Below are 15809 nucleotides of genomic sequence, written 5' to 3' on the forward strand. Positions count from 1 at the left end.
CATATGAGTATTATTTTGACATAATCATCATACGACTGTATATTCACCAAAATTTTTGTTTATACAGACAATACAAGTTATCTTCCAAGTCATAACTTGTTATTAGTCTGTTTTTCCTGCCTCATCTTCCTGCATCTCTTGATACAACGCACATCGCAAGACCACGGGCCTGAAACTGATAACGTGCCATAGGCTGACTGAGAGGCTGCTATGCGCATCAAGTACAAGGTTTGGTGCCTTACCGCTGCAATTATCAGCATAATCATTTGTGCTGATATCTATTCTGGTTATCGCGAAATTGAGTCTTCCATCCGCACAGAATTGCTGCGTGATGCAGAAGATTTCCGCGCCATTATCCTGTCCACCCGCCGTGTTTATCAAAAACAGTTCATTGAAAGCGGCCTGCCCGTAACCGATGCCACCATCGGCTTTTTGCCTGCGCATGCGCTTTCCAGAATTTCGGCAGAATTCCATAACTGGAGCACCAGCGGGCTCAGGTTCAGCAATGTGTCTGACAGGCCGCGCAATCCCGCCAACATGGCAAATCCTCTTGAGCTTGACGCCCTGGCATGGTTCCGGGCCAACCCTTCCGCCAAAAGCCGGATGGTTGAAGTGAAAGAGAACGGCCTTGCCTATTATCACTATACCAGCCCCATAAAAGTTGAAGAATACTGCCTGCGATGTCATGGCAAACGGGAAGACGCGCCGCAGTCCATTGCTGCGGCCTATGCGGACTCATACGACTACAATATTTGCGACCTCCGTGGGATTTTGAGCATCTTCATTCCGTCTGAAAAACTGCGCCACCAGTATTATTCTGAATGGATATTCCAGATTGTGATGCACATTCTGGGGTATCTTGTGCTTTTGCTTGCACTTGGCGGTCTGCTCAACAAATACGTTGTTGCCCGTTTGGCACGGTTGGAAGAAAGCACCAAAAAGCTCGCCGCAGGCGATTACAGCGCGCGGGCCGACACAATGGGCAAGGATGAAATTGGTGATCTGGCCGAATGCATCAACAGGATGGGCGCTGAAATCCAGAAGCGCGAGCAAACCCTGCGCGAGAATGAGGAGCGCTTCCGCCTGACCACAAACAGCATCAAGGACGCACTGATTCTGCTGGATTGCTCCGGGCACATCATCTTTTGGAACAAGGCGGCGGAGACTATTTTTGGCTATACGGCAGACGAGGTTATGGGGCGCGTTTTGCACGAATTTTTGGTGCCACCCCGCTATCGCAATAGGATGGCCGAGGGTCTGAAAGATTTCTGCCGCAGCGGCCAGGGGGATTTTCTGGGTTCTGGCGTTGAATTGAGCGCCCTGCGCAAGAATGGGCAGGAATTTGCCATTGAGCTTGCGCTGTCTACCATGAACATGCAGGGCAAGTGGATTGCCATCGGGCTGGTCAGGGATATCACAGAACGCAAGCAGGTTGAGGCCGAGCTTGCGGCCCACCGTGAACGGCTGGAGGCGCTGGTGGAATCGCGCACCCAGGATCTGATTATTGCCAAAAACGCGGCAGAGGCTGGCAGCGTTGCCAAGAGCGCCTTTCTCGCCAACATGAGCCACGAGATTCGCACACCCCTGAACGCCATCACGGGCATGATCCATATTTTACGCAAATCGGGCCTCACGCCCAATCAGGTGGAAAAGCTCACCAAGATCGAGATCGCCAGCAATCACTTGCTGGAAATCATCAATAATGTTTTGGAATTATCAAAAATTGAAGCCGGTAAGTTCGTGCTGCAACATGTGCCCGTGCATGTTTCTACCCTGCTTGAGAACATCACTTCCATTCTGGGGCAGAAGGCGCAGGAAAAAGGCATTGAGCTGATTGTGGACGCTGCGCCAGAAACCTGCCCCGTCTATGGCGACGACAGCCGGTTGCAGCAGGCCCTGCTCAACCTCGCCACCAATGCGCTCAAGTTTACGGATCACGGCTATGTCAAGGTGGCAGTGCGCCCGGAATCGCAGACAGACAGCACCGTGACGTACCGCTTTGAGGTGGAAGATACAGGCATCGGCATCAGCCCGGAGATGCAGCCGCGCCTTTTCAGCGCCTTTGAGCAGGCGGATAACTCCATGAGCCGCAAGTATGGCGGCACGGGCCTTGGCCTTGCCATCACCAAAAAAATTGCGGAACTCATGGGCGGCAAGGCGGGGATGACCAGCGTGGAGGGCAAGGGCAGCACGTTCTGGTTCACTGCCGTGCTGCGCAAAGACGCGCCCCCGCACAGCGAACCGACCAGAATCAGCGCTGAGGATGCGGAACGCACCATCCGGCAGAAGCTTGGCAGCAAGCGCATCCTGCTGGTGGAAGACGAGCCTATCAACCGTGAGATTGCCCAGGCCCTGCTGGAAGACGTGGGCTTTATCGTTGACCTTGCGGAAGACGGCGGCAAGGCTATTGAGCGGGTGCAGGCCGCTACCTATGATCTGATTCTTATGGATATGCAGATGCCGCACATCAACGGCCTGGAGGCCACACGGCAGATACGACTGCTCCCGGTGGGGGCTACCATCCCCATTATCGCCATGACAGCCAACGCCTTTGCCGAAGACCGGGAACTGTGCATCGAGGCTGGCATGAACGACTTTATCGCCAAGCCCGTTTCAGTGTCGCTGCTCTACCAGAAACTCTGCGCGTGGTTGCAGAAGAGGTGAGGGGGAAAACATTAAATCAAACTGTTTTGAGAAAGCCAAATTGCCTCAGCTCTTCATAAACACCCTTTATTTCACGATTTAACTGTGTAATATACTCAAGGGCAACTTGCGAAAACAAATCTTCACCCACATCAATGAGATGAATTTCAAACTCGACAGTAGTTAGCATCTGAATAATTTTATTAAACGCCATTTTTATGCCAGCGGGATTTTCTTCAGACATAGGTATAATAATGTTTTCACTACCAGCATAAATTTCTATCGAAAATTTATCCTCAGCGAGGACTACCTTTGCTTCATAACTTTCCATAGATTTTTCCTCTCTCCCCGAAAGCATCTTCGCCACCTTCTAGTGTCAGCATACTTATATTTTTCCAATCAAGAACATCTGATTCATCTGATATATTTATAAGTTTGTTTGTAAAAGGATTTCCCCAATAGGTTTTGTAGCCATCCAATCCATGGCACCGATAAATTGAACTATATGGCAATGTTCTAACAGCAATATTTGCATCATGGGTTGAAATAAACACCTTTTTTCCAACAATAGCCCTGCTTTTAATTATTGGAACAATTACGTCATTTATATAATCATTCCCTAAACTTCTCTCAGGCTCATCCAATATATAGATATCTTTATTTTCAGAAATTTCTCTCTGAAGTAATATCATTGATGATTCGCCAGTCGATGGAGAATAAGCCTTTCCATCCAAAGAGAAATATCTTTTGATCAATATCAAGTCATTAACACTCTGAATCATATCTATATCTTCCAATGACTTAATCTGAGAAATAGAATTATATAATCCACTTGAAAATGCATCTTGATAAACAGAGGCAAGAGCTAAAGCGAAATTTTTTTGTAACATTTTCTTAATGTTAGCAGCAAACGATCCATCTGTAATACTGCCATTTTGAAATTTAAATTCTGTGTTGAGCTTTAACTCCCCCTTATTTTCACCAAGATATCCAACCTCTTCCTCCTGCATAGGAATAGTAGTATTAAGCGCTTCCAGTATAACTTTTGCAGCAAACTTAATTTTGATCCGCCCCTTGGCGTAATCAAGAAACCCTGTAGTAGAAGGACGCTGAGGCGTTCCGGTTTTTAACGACACCGCACTTTTTACAACATCAATTGAAAAATTTAAAAAGAAAACTTCCTTCCAACTTAAAAAAGCCTCCCGCGCACCAGATTTTAATTTACCTTGAATCACAGAAAAATAATCAATAAATTCTTGTAAATTATATCTTGAAAGTAATTCCTGCACTGTATTACTTGATTCTATAAATTTATCAAAATCATCAAATTTTTCAATTGCAGAGCAATATTCATTAAATATATTATATATTTTTTCATAAACTTCATTTTGCATATCTTTTATTTTTATAATATTTGAATTTTTATTAGTTCTCTCAGTTTTAAAGAAAATAATATACCTATTAATTGGTGTTATATCAGTATCCTTTGATAATAAAATTAATTTTATTTCATTTGAGCAATCATTAATATTATAGTTCTTTGAACTAAATTCTAAATTAGAACATTTTATATCAAATTCTTCGTCAATCTTACGATCTGATGATGCATACTTTGTCGCTCTAATTCCATTGCGCATATAATATTTTTCAATAGCAGCCAATATGCATGACTTTCCTGTCCCCTTAGGCCCAAAAATAATATTTATGTCATCAAAAACTTTTAGTTTGAGCATTACTTCATCATCAAATGGAAAAAGATCCAACTCTGTTACATTTTTTTTATTCAAAATTGTATTAATAGTTGCAATATCCTTCTTAAGTAAAAGACAAAATTGCTCAAAACTATCAACTGGAAGCCTAAGCTCTGGAAGTTTAGTAGAGTTAATTTCATAATCTGACCAATCTTGAACATCTGAACCATAAATAGATGAGTATCCATGAGCTATATATATTCCTGCAGAAATAGCATTACTAACTTCTTTAAGAATTCTTTCAGGGCAATGAGTATTTGTGAATAAAAAATCTATGTCTTCTTCTGCAATTTTAGGATTTTTGTGATAATGAGGGATGTATAATGGGTGAAAGATTTCAAAAACACCGAAAACATCTTCTATCGAAATAGAAAAATCATCTGGAGATGTCTCTCCAATAAGATTATTAACAACATTTGAAAATTCATCCGACATATTAGGAGAAACAATAACTAACAAATGTCCACGATTATCACCACGAATAACGTCAATTTCAATCCCCGGCCAAACTTGGACTGCTCCATTAAAAATATTTTGAATTTCATCGAATTGTTTTTTATCAAAATGATTATGATTGGTAATTGCTACAATTTTAACATCAGTCGACAAAATTTTTTTACAAAAATCAGATGAACTGATTTCTCTAGTTGCTTTATCTCCAGTTTTACATTTTTTAGTGTGTGTGTGAATGTCAATTTTCATATCCCCAGTCCCTCCCCTGAATTTAGTAAAATGCACAAAAAATAGATATTGAATTATTCTCTATAATTAATTTTAAGCATGGCACAAAAATAGCAAGTTATAAAGTAATTTTTTATTCGTTAGCCATACATTTCCAATATCATCTTTTTACAACAAACTTGCACCTCGTTAACATGCACATAACATACCTATTTTATTATAAAAAATTGTAAGATATTGACGTGACATACATAGCACGGAAAAAGAATTGCTTTTCTTCAACTTAATTGGTTTGTTCGGCTCCTTTATATAATTGGCAAGGTGTGAGTCATAAGGGTGGCGTGAATTATTATTGGGATTGTGTAGGACAAGAAAAAAGGGCCACACGGAAATTCCGTGTGGCCCTTTTAAAATGGCTGGTGCGCCCGACAGGAATCGAACCTGTGGCCTACAACTTAGGAGGTTGTCGCTCTATCCAACTGAGCTACGAGCGCAATCCGAATTTTGTAGTAATTCTTTAGGGTCATGTCAAGCTGGGCATGACGCAGATGTTCTTACACCCAACTCCCCCGCTAGTTGCCGCCCCAAATGAGCAGGGCCAGTGCGCCCAGCGTGCCCACAAGCACGGCGTAGGCCTGCCGTGTGCGCAGCGACAGCACCGCCCCAAGCAGGGCCGCCACATACAGGGCCGACCACGTCACCGCCCGCAGGGCCGGTATGGCGTGATGCCCCGACAGCACCGCCAGCAGCATATAAATCAACCCAAAGCACGCAATATACAGCGCCGCCTGCCACAAGGCGCGGCACAGCCCGGCCCGCAGAATAACGCGCCCCGGCGATGCTCCCCCGCTGCCGCTCCCCCACGCCGCCACGGCGTCCACCATCGGGTTCAGGCTGATGCGCTGACGCAGTTCACACCAGCTTGCCGTGTAGGCCGCCATCATGGACAATATGAGCGGCAACAGCGCCATACCGGGCTGATCCAGCCCAAACTGTCTGCACAGGGGAAACACCAGCAGAAAGCTCAGGCTGCCATACGGCGGCACCACGCTGCCAAGTTCCAGCGCGTCAAGCCAGAGCAGTTCGATAATTATGCCAAGGGGGAGAGCCAGCGACCAGTCGCCGGTAAAAAAGCCCGCGAACAGGGCCAGACAGATGGGGCGGTCTACAAGGCCAACGATGCAGGTTGAACGCGCAGCGCCAGCCAGGGCAAAAAAAAAGCGTAGGGAGCCCCAGCAGCGAATAAATCAGAAAAGTTGATCATTGGGGCCTCGAACTGTCTCTGTGGGAACGCAGCGAAAATCAAGCTGCACAAGATGATCCTGTATAACGTGCAGGTCTTCCCTGTCCTGTGCGGAAAGGGCCACATGGGGCAGCACCTGTAGCTTGTCCGGCGCGTAGTGCAGGTTGCCCATGTTCAGCACCAGCATGAGGATGCCCGCATCACAGGCGCGCCGCGCATCCTGACAATTGGCAAACAGCACAAAACAGTCATCGCCGCATGAATTGAGCGTGGCCGCCAGTTCCTTTACGCTGATGAAGTGAGTCATCACGCGCTGCGGCACTGCCAGTTCAATTATCTGCTGCCGCATTATGTCGTTCGCAAGTTCGTCGTTGGCTACCACCAGGTGTCGCGCCCCTGTGTAGGGTAACCAGGCTTCGATGACCTGGCCGTGAACCAGGCGATTGTCCACGCGAAACCACATACTAGCTATCGGCTTTGTCACGGGCTTTGTTGCGCAGCATGCTGCCCGCAACCACAATGCCTTTTGCGCCTGCCTCGCCAGCGATGCGGGCCACTTCTTCAAGCTCCTTGTCGCGCGAGGTAAACACCTTGAGCAGCATGGGCAGGTTCACGCCGGTAACAACCTCAACTTTATGGGTTGCCAGCAGCGAAAGCGCAAGATTGGTGGGCGTGCCGCCAAACATATCCGTAAGAATAATGACGCCCGCGCCCTTGTCGAGCCGCTGGGTTGCGTCTGTAAGGCGGCGAACGGTTTCGGAAACCTCGTGCGCCACGTCAACACTGATGGAGCTGCAATCGCTCTGCTGTCCGAGTATGAATTCGGCGGTGCGCAGCATGGCCGAACCATAGTCGGCATGCGAAACCAGAATGATTCCAACCTGAGTCTTCTTGTTTTCGTCCGTCATGACAACCTCACGCAACAGAACGTGCCAGCTTTTTTAGCCAAGTTCAAGGTGCCGATGCTCCAGAAAAGCCGGATAATCAGCCTGCCGCAGCGCCTGTAAAATTTCTTCGGCCATTGCCACCGAGCGGTGGCGACCTCCCGTACAGCCCACGGCCACAGTTATGCGGTAGCGGCCTTCGGCCTCCATGAGCGGCAGCATAAAAAACAGCAGGTCAACCAGCTTGTCGCGGTATTCGCGGGCATGGGGCGAATTGAACACATAGTCGGCAACGGGTTTGTCCTTGCCGCTCATGGGCCGCAGCTCGTCCACAAAATAAGGGTTTGCCAGAAAGCGCAGGTCAAAAACCAGATCAGCCTCGCGCGGTACACCGTATTTAAAGCCAAAAGAAATCACGTTGACCCTTATGGCCCGCAGCTTGCCCTTGTTGCCGCTCCAGCGCTTCTGGATGGCGCGCCGCAGGTCGTGGATGGAAAAACGCGAGGTGTCGATGACAAGATCAGCCATTTCGCGCAGGGGGCGCAGGCTGCTGCGCTCTGCCAGCAGCGCCGCCTCAAGGCCCATGCCCTCGCGCTCCAGCGGATGCGGGCGGCGGGTCGAGGCATAGCGGCGAATGAGTTCCTGATTGTTGGCCTCAAGAAAAAGCAGCATGGGGCGGATGTTTTTGCCCGCAAGCATGCTCAGGCAATCGTTGATGTCTTCCACAAAATTGCTCTGGCGCAGATCCATGCCCAGAGCGATGCCCTTGAAGTGGCTCATGGAGGGGCGCGACATCATGTCCACCATTTCCATGACAAGGCTCACGGGCAGCCCGTCGACCACAAAGTGGCCCATGTCTTCAAAAACCTTGAGCGCCGTGCTTTTGCCAGCTCCGGAAAGGCCCGTGACAATGCACACCTGCACATCCACGCCGGGAACGGGCGCGTCCGCATCAGGCTTTGCGTCAAGGGTGGAATCTGTGGGGGGTATCTGCGCGGAATCCTTCATGACATTCGCCTCTTCGGGGTCAGATCGCCGTTTGCAGCCGGGGGTGTGCGCCACAGGCTTCTGACGGACGTTGCCAAATCCGCGCCGCGCTCAAGCCCGTGTAAAGGCCATTGCGCGGCAACCGGCAGGGGGATGCGCCTGAAACGGGGGCGAGCCGTTGCCAGCCCGCCCCCTCATTATGAACGCTTACAACACTGGGTCAATGAGGGCGTAGCCGCTCACCTTGGTGCGGTATACCACATTGATGCGGTTGTTTTCTGCATTAAAGAACACCAGAAACTCGCTGCCGATGGAATCAAGCTGCATGAGCGCTTCATCCAGATGCAGGGGCTTGGTGGCGAGGCGGTCGGTGCCGTCAACGGGCTGCTGCACGTCGGCTTCGGCATCGAGGTTGTAGGTAAACACGTCCACATCCGTATTGCGGGCGTGCCGCCGCTGGGCCTTTACGCGGGCCACCTGGCGCTTGATCTGCGATTCGACCTTGTCTGTCACAAGGTCAATGGCGGCATACATATCCGAGGTCTGTTCCGTGGCATTGATGTGCAGGCCTTCGCCCGTAACGGTCACTTCGCAGCGATGACGGAACTTGTCGACTGTCAGCACAACGGCAACTTCAAGGCCAGAGGCCTTGCCAAAAAACCGTCCCAGCTTTTCCATGCGGCGACGGGCATACTTTTTCAGATGTTCGGAGGCTTCAAAATTCTTGAAAGCAAATGAGATGTTCATAAGTTCCTCCTAGTATTGAGCCACTCGACGGGGAATCAGAAATGCTCCTTGCGCCTTGACGAAGATGGAATATCAAGCGCCGTGCGGTATTTTGCCACCGTGCGCCGCGCAATATTGACCTTGAGACGCTCCTTGAGCATTTCGCCGATACGCTCATCGCTGAGGGGGGATCGGGTATCTTCCTCAGAGATGAATTTCTTGATCAGAGCCTTGACGCTTTCTGAGCCTACCTGACTTCCGTCATCGAGTTCAAGGCCGCTGTTAAAGAAAAACTTCAATTCAAAGATGCCGTGGGGCGTTGCCACATACTTGTTGGTGGTAATGCGGCTCACCGTTGATTCGTGCATGCTGATGTCGTCTGCAATGTCTTTGAGAATGAGCGGCGCAAGTTTGGTCACGCCGTCTTCAAAAAATGGCTGCTGATGGCGCACAATGCTTTCCATAACCTTGTAAAGCGTGCGCTGGCGCTGGTACAGACTCTTGATAAGCCACGAGGCGGAGCGGATCTTTTCGGAGCAGTAGTCCTTTTCCTTCTCCGAGCCGCCAATGTTCATCTGGCTCATGGCCGAAAGCTGCAACTGGGGCAGGCCGTCATCGTTGAGCAGGATCACAAATTCGTTGCCCATCTTGTACACAAATACATCGGGGCTTACGTAGGTTGGCTCACCGCCGCCAAAACTTGCACCAGGCAATGGGTCAAGGCTCTGGATGATATCCAGATACTCCTTGAGCTCTTCCATATCGAGCTTGAACTTGCGCAGCAGGGGCTTGTAGCGCTTGGCCTCGAGGTCTTCGAGGTGCGATTCCACCAGCTCCACGAGGATGGGGTCGCGGGCGTAATTGAGGTTCTTGATCTGCACCATCAGGCATTCGCGCGCGTCACGCGCAGCAACGCCGATGGGGTCAAAAAGCTGCACCCTTTCAAGCACAGGCAGCACGGCCTCGGGCGCGACCTCGGCCATTTCGGCCACTTCTTCAATGGTGGCTTGCAGATACCCGGCTGAGGAGAGATTGCCGATAATGACCTCGCCAATGGCCTTCTGCTCTTCTGTCAGCGAAGAAAGGCGCAACTGCCAGAACAGATGTCCCTCAAGGGTGGGCTTGGCCGCATAGCGGGCTTCAAGAGGCGAAATTTCTTCGGCAAGTTCATATTCGCGCGACTGCGAAAGGCGGGGGGTGCTGGCAAACTCACCGAGGTAATCTTCCCAGTCGGCGTCCTTGGCCAGCTCCCTGTCGTATACTTCCTCCTTGGGCGCTTCGCGGCTTTCCTCGTGCTGCTCTTGAGAGGGATCGTCAGTAAGTGAAGATTCTTCGAGAAAGGGGTTTTCAAGCAGTTCCTGCTGCACAGTTTCCAGAAGTTCCACGCGTGAGAGTTGCAACAGCTTGATTGCCTGCTGCAATTGCGGGGTCATTACCAGTTGCTGTGACAGCTTGAGTTGCTGCCGTAGTTCCAGTGCCATGTGTGCTCTTTTGCCTTAACTAGCCATAGGACTATAGAATTATCTGTTTACAAGTACTGTGCCACATCTGCAAAAATTATGCAATAGCTAACAGTTGCAAGATCAGGTTCACGGCATCCCCAGCCAGCGGCAAGGGCTGCCAGCGCCAAAAAACCTGATTTGCCGCAGTTTTTGCGCCGTTGAAATAATCTGCGCACAAAAAAAGGGGAAGGCAATGCCCTCCCCTTGTTGCGCGATTTTGCGATACCCAAGCTTGGTGAAAATCAACAAGCCTCGCTGCGTTAACGCCGCGAAATTACACCTTGGCGAACTTTTTAGCCGCTCCGATAAATTCGCGGAACAGCGGATGCGCGTTCATGGGGCGGGATTTGAATTCAGGGTGGAACTGGCAGCCAAGGAACCAGGGGTGGTTCTTCAGCTCAATGATTTCCACAAGCGAATCGTCAGGGGCGGTGCCGCTGAAAACCATGCCCTTTTCGCCAAGCATTTCCTTGAAGGCATTGTTGAATTCGTAGCGGTGGCGGTGACGTTCATCGACCATGCCCTTTTTGTAGGCCACAAAGGCCTTGGTATCGGGCTGCACCTTGCAGGGGTAGGAGCCAAGGCGCATGGTGCCGCCCTTGTCGCTGCCCGCGTCACGTTTTTCAACGTTCTTGGTGCGGAAGTCGAACCACTCGGTCATAAGGTAGATGACCTTGTGATCAGAAAGCGGGTTGAATTCTTCGGAGTTGGCATCGTCAAGGCTTGCCACGTGGCGGGCAAATTCGATAACCGCGCACTGCATGCCAAGGCAGATGCCGAAGAAGGGAATATTGTTTTCACGCGCATAGCGGATGGCGGCAATCTTGCCTTCCACGCCGCGATAGCCGAAGCCGCCAGGCACAAGAATGCCGTGACAGCCCTTGAAGGATTCCGCGCAGTTGCTTTCGTCCACATTCTCGGAATTGACGTAGCGCAGCTCAACCTCAACGCGGTTGGCAACGCCGCCGTGAATGAGGGCTTCGTGCAGGCTCTTGTAAGCTTCCTTGAGGTCAACGTACTTGCCCACAATGGCAATGGTGACCTTGCCCTTGGGGTTGGCGCAGTCGCTCACGAGCCTTTCCCAGGCTTCAAGGTGGGCATTGCGCGCGGGCAGGCGCAGCATGATGGCCACCTTCTGGTCAAAGCCTTCCTCATAGAACTTGAGCGGCACTTCATAAATATTGTTCACGTCCACCGAAGAGAACACGGCGTCCTGATCCACATTGCAGAACAGGGCAATCTTGCGGCGCAGTTCTTCGGGGATGCTCTGCTCGCAGCGGCACAGGATGATATCGGGCTGAATGCCGATGGAGAGCAGTTCCTTGACGCTGTGCTGGGTGGGCTTGGTCTTGTGCTCCCCAGCGCTGCGCAGGTAAGGCACCAGCGTGAGGTGGATGTTCAGGCAGTTGTCGCGTCCAAGGTCGGAACGCAACTGGCGGATGGCCTCAAGAAAGGGCAGGCCTTCAATGTCGCCCACGGTGCCGCCGATTTCGATAATGGCGACATCGGGCGCGTCCTCGCCTTCAGAAAGGGAAAGCACCACGCTCTTGATTTCATCAGTAATGTGCGGGATCACCTGCACAGTGGCGCCCAGGTAATCGCCGTGACGTTCCTTGGCGATGACGTGGTTGTAAATGGCGCCGGAAGTGGTGTTGTTCTTCCGCGACATGGGCACGTTGAGGTAACGTTCGTAGTGCCCGAGATCCAGATCCGTTTCCGCGCCGTCATCGGTAACAAATACCTCGCCGTGCTGGAACGGGTTCATGGTGCCGGGGTCAACATTGATGTAAGGATCAAGCTTCTGGATGGTTACCGTAAGCCCGCGCGTTTGCAGCAGCGCGCCCAAAGACGCAGCTGCGAGGCCCTTGCCTAACGACGACAGAACGCCGCCCGTCACAAAAATGTATTTAGTTTTCATGCACTTCCACCTGTACTTGGGTATGTTGAATAGTTCAACCAAACAGTCTTAACCCAAATTGAATTTTTTGGCTAGCATTGACTAAGTAAAACAAGCTAAGTAATGTGTTATTCCCTTTTCAGCGTGCGTGCCCACCACAAGCGGCCCGCGCGCCGGTCACCTGTTGTGCCCGGCGCGGGTCAGCCAAGGTTCCCAAGGCAAAAGCACGTCCGGCCCACGCCTTAGGGCATGGCCGGAATTATCCGCGTTGCAAAGCCAAGGAGGCTTCCCCCGCATGGGTACGGTCAACACACTGGTCATCACCGGCTACGGTACAAATTCGCACATGGAAACAGCCCACACGGCCCGTCTGGCCGGTGCCGACAAGGCCGATGTGGTGCATTTTTCCGATCTGGTGGCGGCCAAGGTTCGCCTTGCCGACTATCACTTTTTGGTTTTCCCCGGCGGGTTTCTGGATGGCGACGATCTCGGCGCGGCCCAGGCTGCGGCCATGCGCTGGCGTTACCTCAAGGATGACGCGGGCACGGCCCTGTTGCAGAGCTTGCGCGAGTTTTTGGATGAGGGCAAGCTGATTCTGGGCATCTGCAACGGTTTTCAGCTGCTGGTCAAGCTGGGCGTGCTGCCTGCCCTTGGCGGTCAGCGCTTTGAGCGCCAGGTTTCGCTGGGCAACAACGATTCCGCCAGGTTTGAAGACCGCTGGGTGCATCTGCTGCCCAATGCGGCAAGCCCCTGCGTGTTCACCAAAAATCTGCCCCTGCTCTCCATGCCCGTGCGCCACGGCGAAGGCAAGCTCGTTGCCCGCGATGCGGACTGCCTGCGCTGCCTGGAGGAAGAAAACCTCATCGCCCTGCAATACGCAGACCCCGCAACGGGCAAGCCTACACAGGAATATCCGCTCAACCCCAATGGCTCCACCCTTGCCATTGCGGGCCTGACCGACCCCACGGGCCGGGTGCTCGGCCTTATGCCCCACCCCGAGGCCTTCCACCACGTGACCAACCACCCCGGCTGGACGCGCGGCGAGCTGGATGCCCCCGGTACGCTCATTTTTGTGAATGCCGTGCGCTACCTGCGCGGTCAATAGAGAGACAGCTGAGCCTGATGCCGACAAACATTATATAATGCTCTGCACAGTCCGGCTCACTTTGTCGCCATGATTATTTGGGGGAGGCTTTACGAAGCCTCCCCTTTCTGTATACATTTTGCGGCATGGCGCGGCCTTGCGGCAGGCATATCCCGCGCAATGTTTATTGACAAAGCACCCGGGCTTCGATAGTTTTACTGATTCCGAAGAGCTGAACCCCCTTTGGATTTTCCTGCGCGCACGCGTCAGACAAGGTGCGAAACAACATTGCCACAACACGTTGCACATTTTTTTACGCCGTATTCAACGAGGCGCTTTCTCTGCACCAGCAAGAAAGTGCCTTTTTTTATGGTGGGTGATATCTATGCAACATACTGAAATTATTAAGGCGATAGAAGAAATCGCACCTCTGGCCGCTGCTGCTGGCTGGGATGTTTCGGGCCAACAGGTGGCGGCGCACAGGCAGGATGTTGCCAAGCTTGCCGTCTGCCTCGACCCAACGCCCGCATCAGTGCGTACAGCGCTGGAAAAGGGCGCGCAATTTGTGCTCAGCCATCACCCGCTGCTGCTCAAGGCCGTGCTGCCCCACAGGCTTGACGACTACCACGAGGTGCTGCGCCTGCTGTTTCAGGCCGATGTACCGCTGTACGCGGCCCATACCTCGCTGGATGTAAACGCTTACGGCCCGGCAGGCTGGCTGGCCCGTGCGCTTGAGCTGCGCAATCTTGCGGTGCTGGAGCCTGTAGCCCCGGCTGTGGGCGAGGATCTGCCGCTGGGCTTCGGCCTTGCGGGCGATCTGCCAAGGGCCATGACCGTGGCGCAGATTGCAGGCATCATTGCCCGCAACGCTCCCCTTGCCACAGCCACAGTGAGCGGGCCGGAACCGCAAACAATTACCCGCGTGGCCTACTGCACGGGTTCGGGTTCATCGCTGCTTGGCGCGGCGCAAGCTGCCGATGCGCAGCTTTTCATAACCGGTGATGTCAAATACCACACGGCGCTTGCCGCGGAAATCTGCCTTCTGGATGTGGGCCACCACAGCCTTGAGGAAGAAATGATGCTGCGCATGAGCCGGTTGCTGCAACAGCGCCTGCCAGAGACGGAAGTGTTTTTTGTGCCTTCCGCCTCGCCCTTCCGCCCTGTTGCCCTGTCATGATTTTATCAGGAGGACTCTCATGAGCAATGCCGTATATTTTGACCAGATCAAGCAGCTTGTTGAGTTGCAGAAGGTCGATGACGCCATCCACGCCGTCAAGCAGGACCTGAGCAACGCCCCGAGCGAGCTTGATTCCCTTGAGCAGCGCTTTGCCGCCATCGAAACCCAGCGCAACTACATTCTGGACAAGCTTTCACACCTTCAGGATCAGCAAAAGCGCCTCTCGCTCGAAATTGATGACGACTCCGCGCGCATCAAAAAGAGCAAGAACAAGCTCATGGCAGTTGGCAATCAGCGTGAATACCACGCCATGATGCGCGAAATGGACAGCATGGAAAAGGTCAACCGTTCCCGTGAAGAAGAAAAAATGACCCTTCTTGAGGAACTGCAATACCAGAATGATGCGCTGGCCGAAATCGACCTGACCTACACCGCCATCAAGGCCGAACTTGAAGTCAAGCGCGATGGCCTTGAAGAAAAGCTGCAAAAGGGCAACGCAGCCCTTGAAGGCCTGAACGGAAAGCGCGCTTCAGCCAGCAAGAATATTCCTCAGCCCGTGTTCATGCGCTATGAATTCATCCGCAGGCGTCTTGAGCACCCCGTCATTGTTGCCGTGAAAGAAGGCATCTGCTCCGGCTGCCACATTGCCGTGCCGCCGCAGTCTTTCATTGAATTGCAGCGCGGTCAGCAGATTCTGAGCTGCCCCAACTGCCAGCGCCTTATTTTCTGGTGCGAGCATTTTTCTGTTGAAGATGCCCCGCAGTGCGCCCAGAAGCCGGTGACCATTACCGACTAAAAACAATCCTTTCTCCGGCGCGGCATGTTCCGCAGACCGCGCCGGAGAACCAGATCAGCAAGTGGGAGTCGGACAGACCGTCGCTGCGGGCCGCAAGGCCCGGGGAGGAAAGTCCGGGCTCCACAGGGCAGAACGCTGGGTAACACCCAGGAGGGGCGACCCTCGGACAGCGCCACAGAAAGCAAACCGCCCCGCCTCGCAGCGGGGTAAGGGTGAAACGGTGGGGTAAGAGCCCACCAGATGTCGCGGTGACGCGGCATGCTCGGCATACCCCGTTTGGAGCAAGACCAAATAGGGAAGGTGGTCGGCCCGACCATTGCCTTCCGGGTAGGTTGCTTGAGGGCGCAGGTAACTGCGCTCCTAGAGGAATGACGGTCTGGTGCGGGCAACCGCATGACAGAACCCGGCTTATCGTCCGACTCCCACTTGTTACAAGGT

13 protein-coding genes, 1 tRNA gene and 1 other RNA gene are annotated in these 15809 nt (G+C 52.1%); 5 read left to right on the top strand and 10 right to left on the bottom strand.

What is annotated here, in order from left to right; all coding sequences use genetic code 11:
- The first annotated feature begins 210 nt into the window (after nt 1-210).
- Nucleotides 211-2664, top strand: a complete 2454-nt coding sequence (locus G449_RS17575) for a response regulator (RefSeq protein WP_022657408.1) — start codon at nt 211-213, stop codon at nt 2662-2664.
- Between the two features lie 16 nt (nt 2665-2680).
- On the opposite strand, the gene G449_RS0100800 is transcribed toward G449_RS17575, so the two are convergent.
- From G449_RS0100800 to G449_RS0100850, 10 genes are all read right to left on the bottom strand, one after another.
- Nucleotides 2681-2974: a hypothetical protein gene (locus G449_RS0100800; RefSeq protein ID WP_022657409.1), complete on the bottom strand. Its 294-nt coding sequence runs from the start codon at nt 2972-2974 to the stop codon at nt 2681-2683.
- Nucleotides 2961-5096: a hypothetical protein gene (locus G449_RS0100805; RefSeq protein ID WP_027180580.1), complete on the bottom strand. Its 2136-nt coding sequence runs from the start codon at nt 5094-5096 to the stop codon at nt 2961-2963. Before G449_RS0100805 ends, G449_RS0100800 begins: the two co-directional genes overlap by 14 nt.
- A 396-nt stretch (nt 5097-5492) precedes the next feature.
- Nucleotides 5493-5569: transfer RNA gene (locus tag G449_RS0100810), tRNA-Arg, on the bottom strand.
- Nucleotides 5570-5647: 78 nt separating this feature from the next.
- The gene (locus G449_RS0100815) at nt 5648-6124 is read right to left on the bottom strand and encodes a hypothetical protein (protein WP_022657412.1); all 477 of its coding nucleotides are present in this window, start codon (nt 6122-6124) and stop codon (nt 5648-5650) included.
- 198 nt (nt 6125-6322) lie between these two features.
- Complete coding sequence (locus tag G449_RS0100820) at nt 6323-6781, bottom strand: PTS sugar transporter subunit IIB (protein ID WP_022657413.1); 459 nt, start codon at nt 6779-6781, stop codon at nt 6323-6325.
- Nucleotide 6782: 1 nt separating this feature from the next.
- The gene (locus G449_RS0100825) at nt 6783-7226 is read right to left on the bottom strand and encodes a PTS sugar transporter subunit IIA (protein ID WP_022657414.1); all 444 of its coding nucleotides are present in this window, start codon (nt 7224-7226) and stop codon (nt 6783-6785) included.
- A 33-nt stretch (nt 7227-7259) separates the two neighbouring features.
- Nucleotides 7260-8210 (bottom strand): RNase adapter RapZ, encoded by a 951-nt coding sequence (gene rapZ / locus G449_RS0100830; protein WP_022657415.1) that lies wholly within the window; start codon nt 8208-8210, stop codon nt 7260-7262.
- A gap of 186 nt (nt 8211-8396) precedes the next feature.
- The gene (gene hpf, locus G449_RS0100835) at nt 8397-8936 is read right to left on the bottom strand and encodes a ribosome hibernation-promoting factor, HPF/YfiA family (RefSeq protein ID WP_022657416.1); all 540 of its coding nucleotides are present in this window, start codon (nt 8934-8936) and stop codon (nt 8397-8399) included.
- Between the two features lie 35 nt (nt 8937-8971).
- Nucleotides 8972-10396: an RNA polymerase factor sigma-54 gene (gene rpoN, locus G449_RS0100840; protein ID WP_022657417.1), complete on the bottom strand. Its 1425-nt coding sequence runs from the start codon at nt 10394-10396 to the stop codon at nt 8972-8974.
- A gap of 295 nt (nt 10397-10691) precedes the next feature.
- Nucleotides 10692-12335, bottom strand: coding sequence for a CTP synthase (locus G449_RS0100850; protein WP_022657419.1), 1644 nt, complete (start codon nt 12333-12335; stop codon nt 10692-10694).
- A gap of 274 nt (nt 12336-12609) precedes the next feature.
- Between G449_RS0100850 and G449_RS0100855 the strand changes: the two genes are divergently transcribed.
- The 4 genes from G449_RS0100855 (at nt 12610) to rnpB (ending at nt 15798) form a co-directional block, all read left to right on the top strand.
- Nucleotides 12610-13419, top strand: coding sequence for a phosphoribosylformylglycinamidine synthase subunit PurQ (locus G449_RS0100855; RefSeq protein ID WP_022657420.1), 810 nt, complete (start codon nt 12610-12612; stop codon nt 13417-13419).
- Nucleotides 13420-13783: 364 nt separating this feature from the next.
- On the top strand, nt 13784-14575 hold the full coding sequence (locus G449_RS0100860) for a Nif3-like dinuclear metal center hexameric protein (protein WP_022657421.1): 792 nt from the start codon (nt 13784-13786) through the stop codon (nt 14573-14575).
- 19 nt (nt 14576-14594) lie between these two features.
- Entirely contained in the window at nt 14595-15371 is a 777-nt protein-coding gene (locus tag G449_RS0100865) for a zinc ribbon domain-containing protein (protein ID WP_022657422.1), read from the top strand.
- Between the two features lie 64 nt (nt 15372-15435).
- An RNA gene (rnpB, locus tag G449_RS17580) (RNase P RNA component class A) lies at nt 15436-15798 on the top strand.
- Nucleotides 15799-15809 lie beyond the last annotated feature (11 nt).

Origin of the sequence: Desulfovibrio desulfuricans DSM 642 (assembly GCF_000420465.1) — a bacterium.
Lineage (GTDB): Bacteria > Desulfobacterota > Desulfovibrionia > Desulfovibrionales > Desulfovibrionaceae > Desulfovibrio > Desulfovibrio desulfuricans.

Coding starts and splice junctions, on each gene's coding strand:
- G449_RS17575 (WP_022657408.1), top strand. CDS start 211: ATGCGCATCAAGTACAAGGTTTGGTGCCTTACCGCTGCAATTATCAGC.
- G449_RS0100800 (WP_022657409.1), bottom strand. CDS start 2,974: ATGGAAAGTTATGAAGCAAAGGTAGTCCTCGCTGAGGATAAATTTTCG.
- G449_RS0100805 (WP_027180580.1), bottom strand. CDS start 5,096: ATGAAAATTGACATTCACACACACACTAAAAAATGTAAAACTGGAGAT.
- G449_RS0100820 (WP_022657413.1), bottom strand. CDS start 6,781: ATGTGGTTTCGCGTGGACAATCGCCTGGTTCACGGCCAGGTCATCGAA.
- G449_RS0100825 (WP_022657414.1), bottom strand. CDS start 7,226: ATGACGGACGAAAACAAGAAGACTCAGGTTGGAATCATTCTGGTTTCG.
- rapZ (WP_022657415.1), bottom strand. CDS start 8,210: ATGAAGGATTCCGCGCAGATACCCCCCACAGATTCCACCCTTGACGCA.
- hpf (WP_022657416.1), bottom strand. CDS start 8,936: ATGAACATCTCATTTGCTTTCAAGAATTTTGAAGCCTCCGAACATCTG.
- rpoN (WP_022657417.1), bottom strand. CDS start 10,396: ATGGCACTGGAACTACGGCAGCAACTCAAGCTGTCACAGCAACTGGTA.
- G449_RS0100850 (WP_022657419.1), bottom strand. CDS start 12,335: ATGAAAACTAAATACATTTTTGTGACGGGCGGCGTTCTGTCGTCGTTA.
- G449_RS0100855 (WP_022657420.1), top strand. CDS start 12,610: ATGGGTACGGTCAACACACTGGTCATCACCGGCTACGGTACAAATTCG.
- G449_RS0100860 (WP_022657421.1), top strand. CDS start 13,784: ATGCAACATACTGAAATTATTAAGGCGATAGAAGAAATCGCACCTCTG.
- G449_RS0100865 (WP_022657422.1), top strand. CDS start 14,595: ATGAGCAATGCCGTATATTTTGACCAGATCAAGCAGCTTGTTGAGTTG.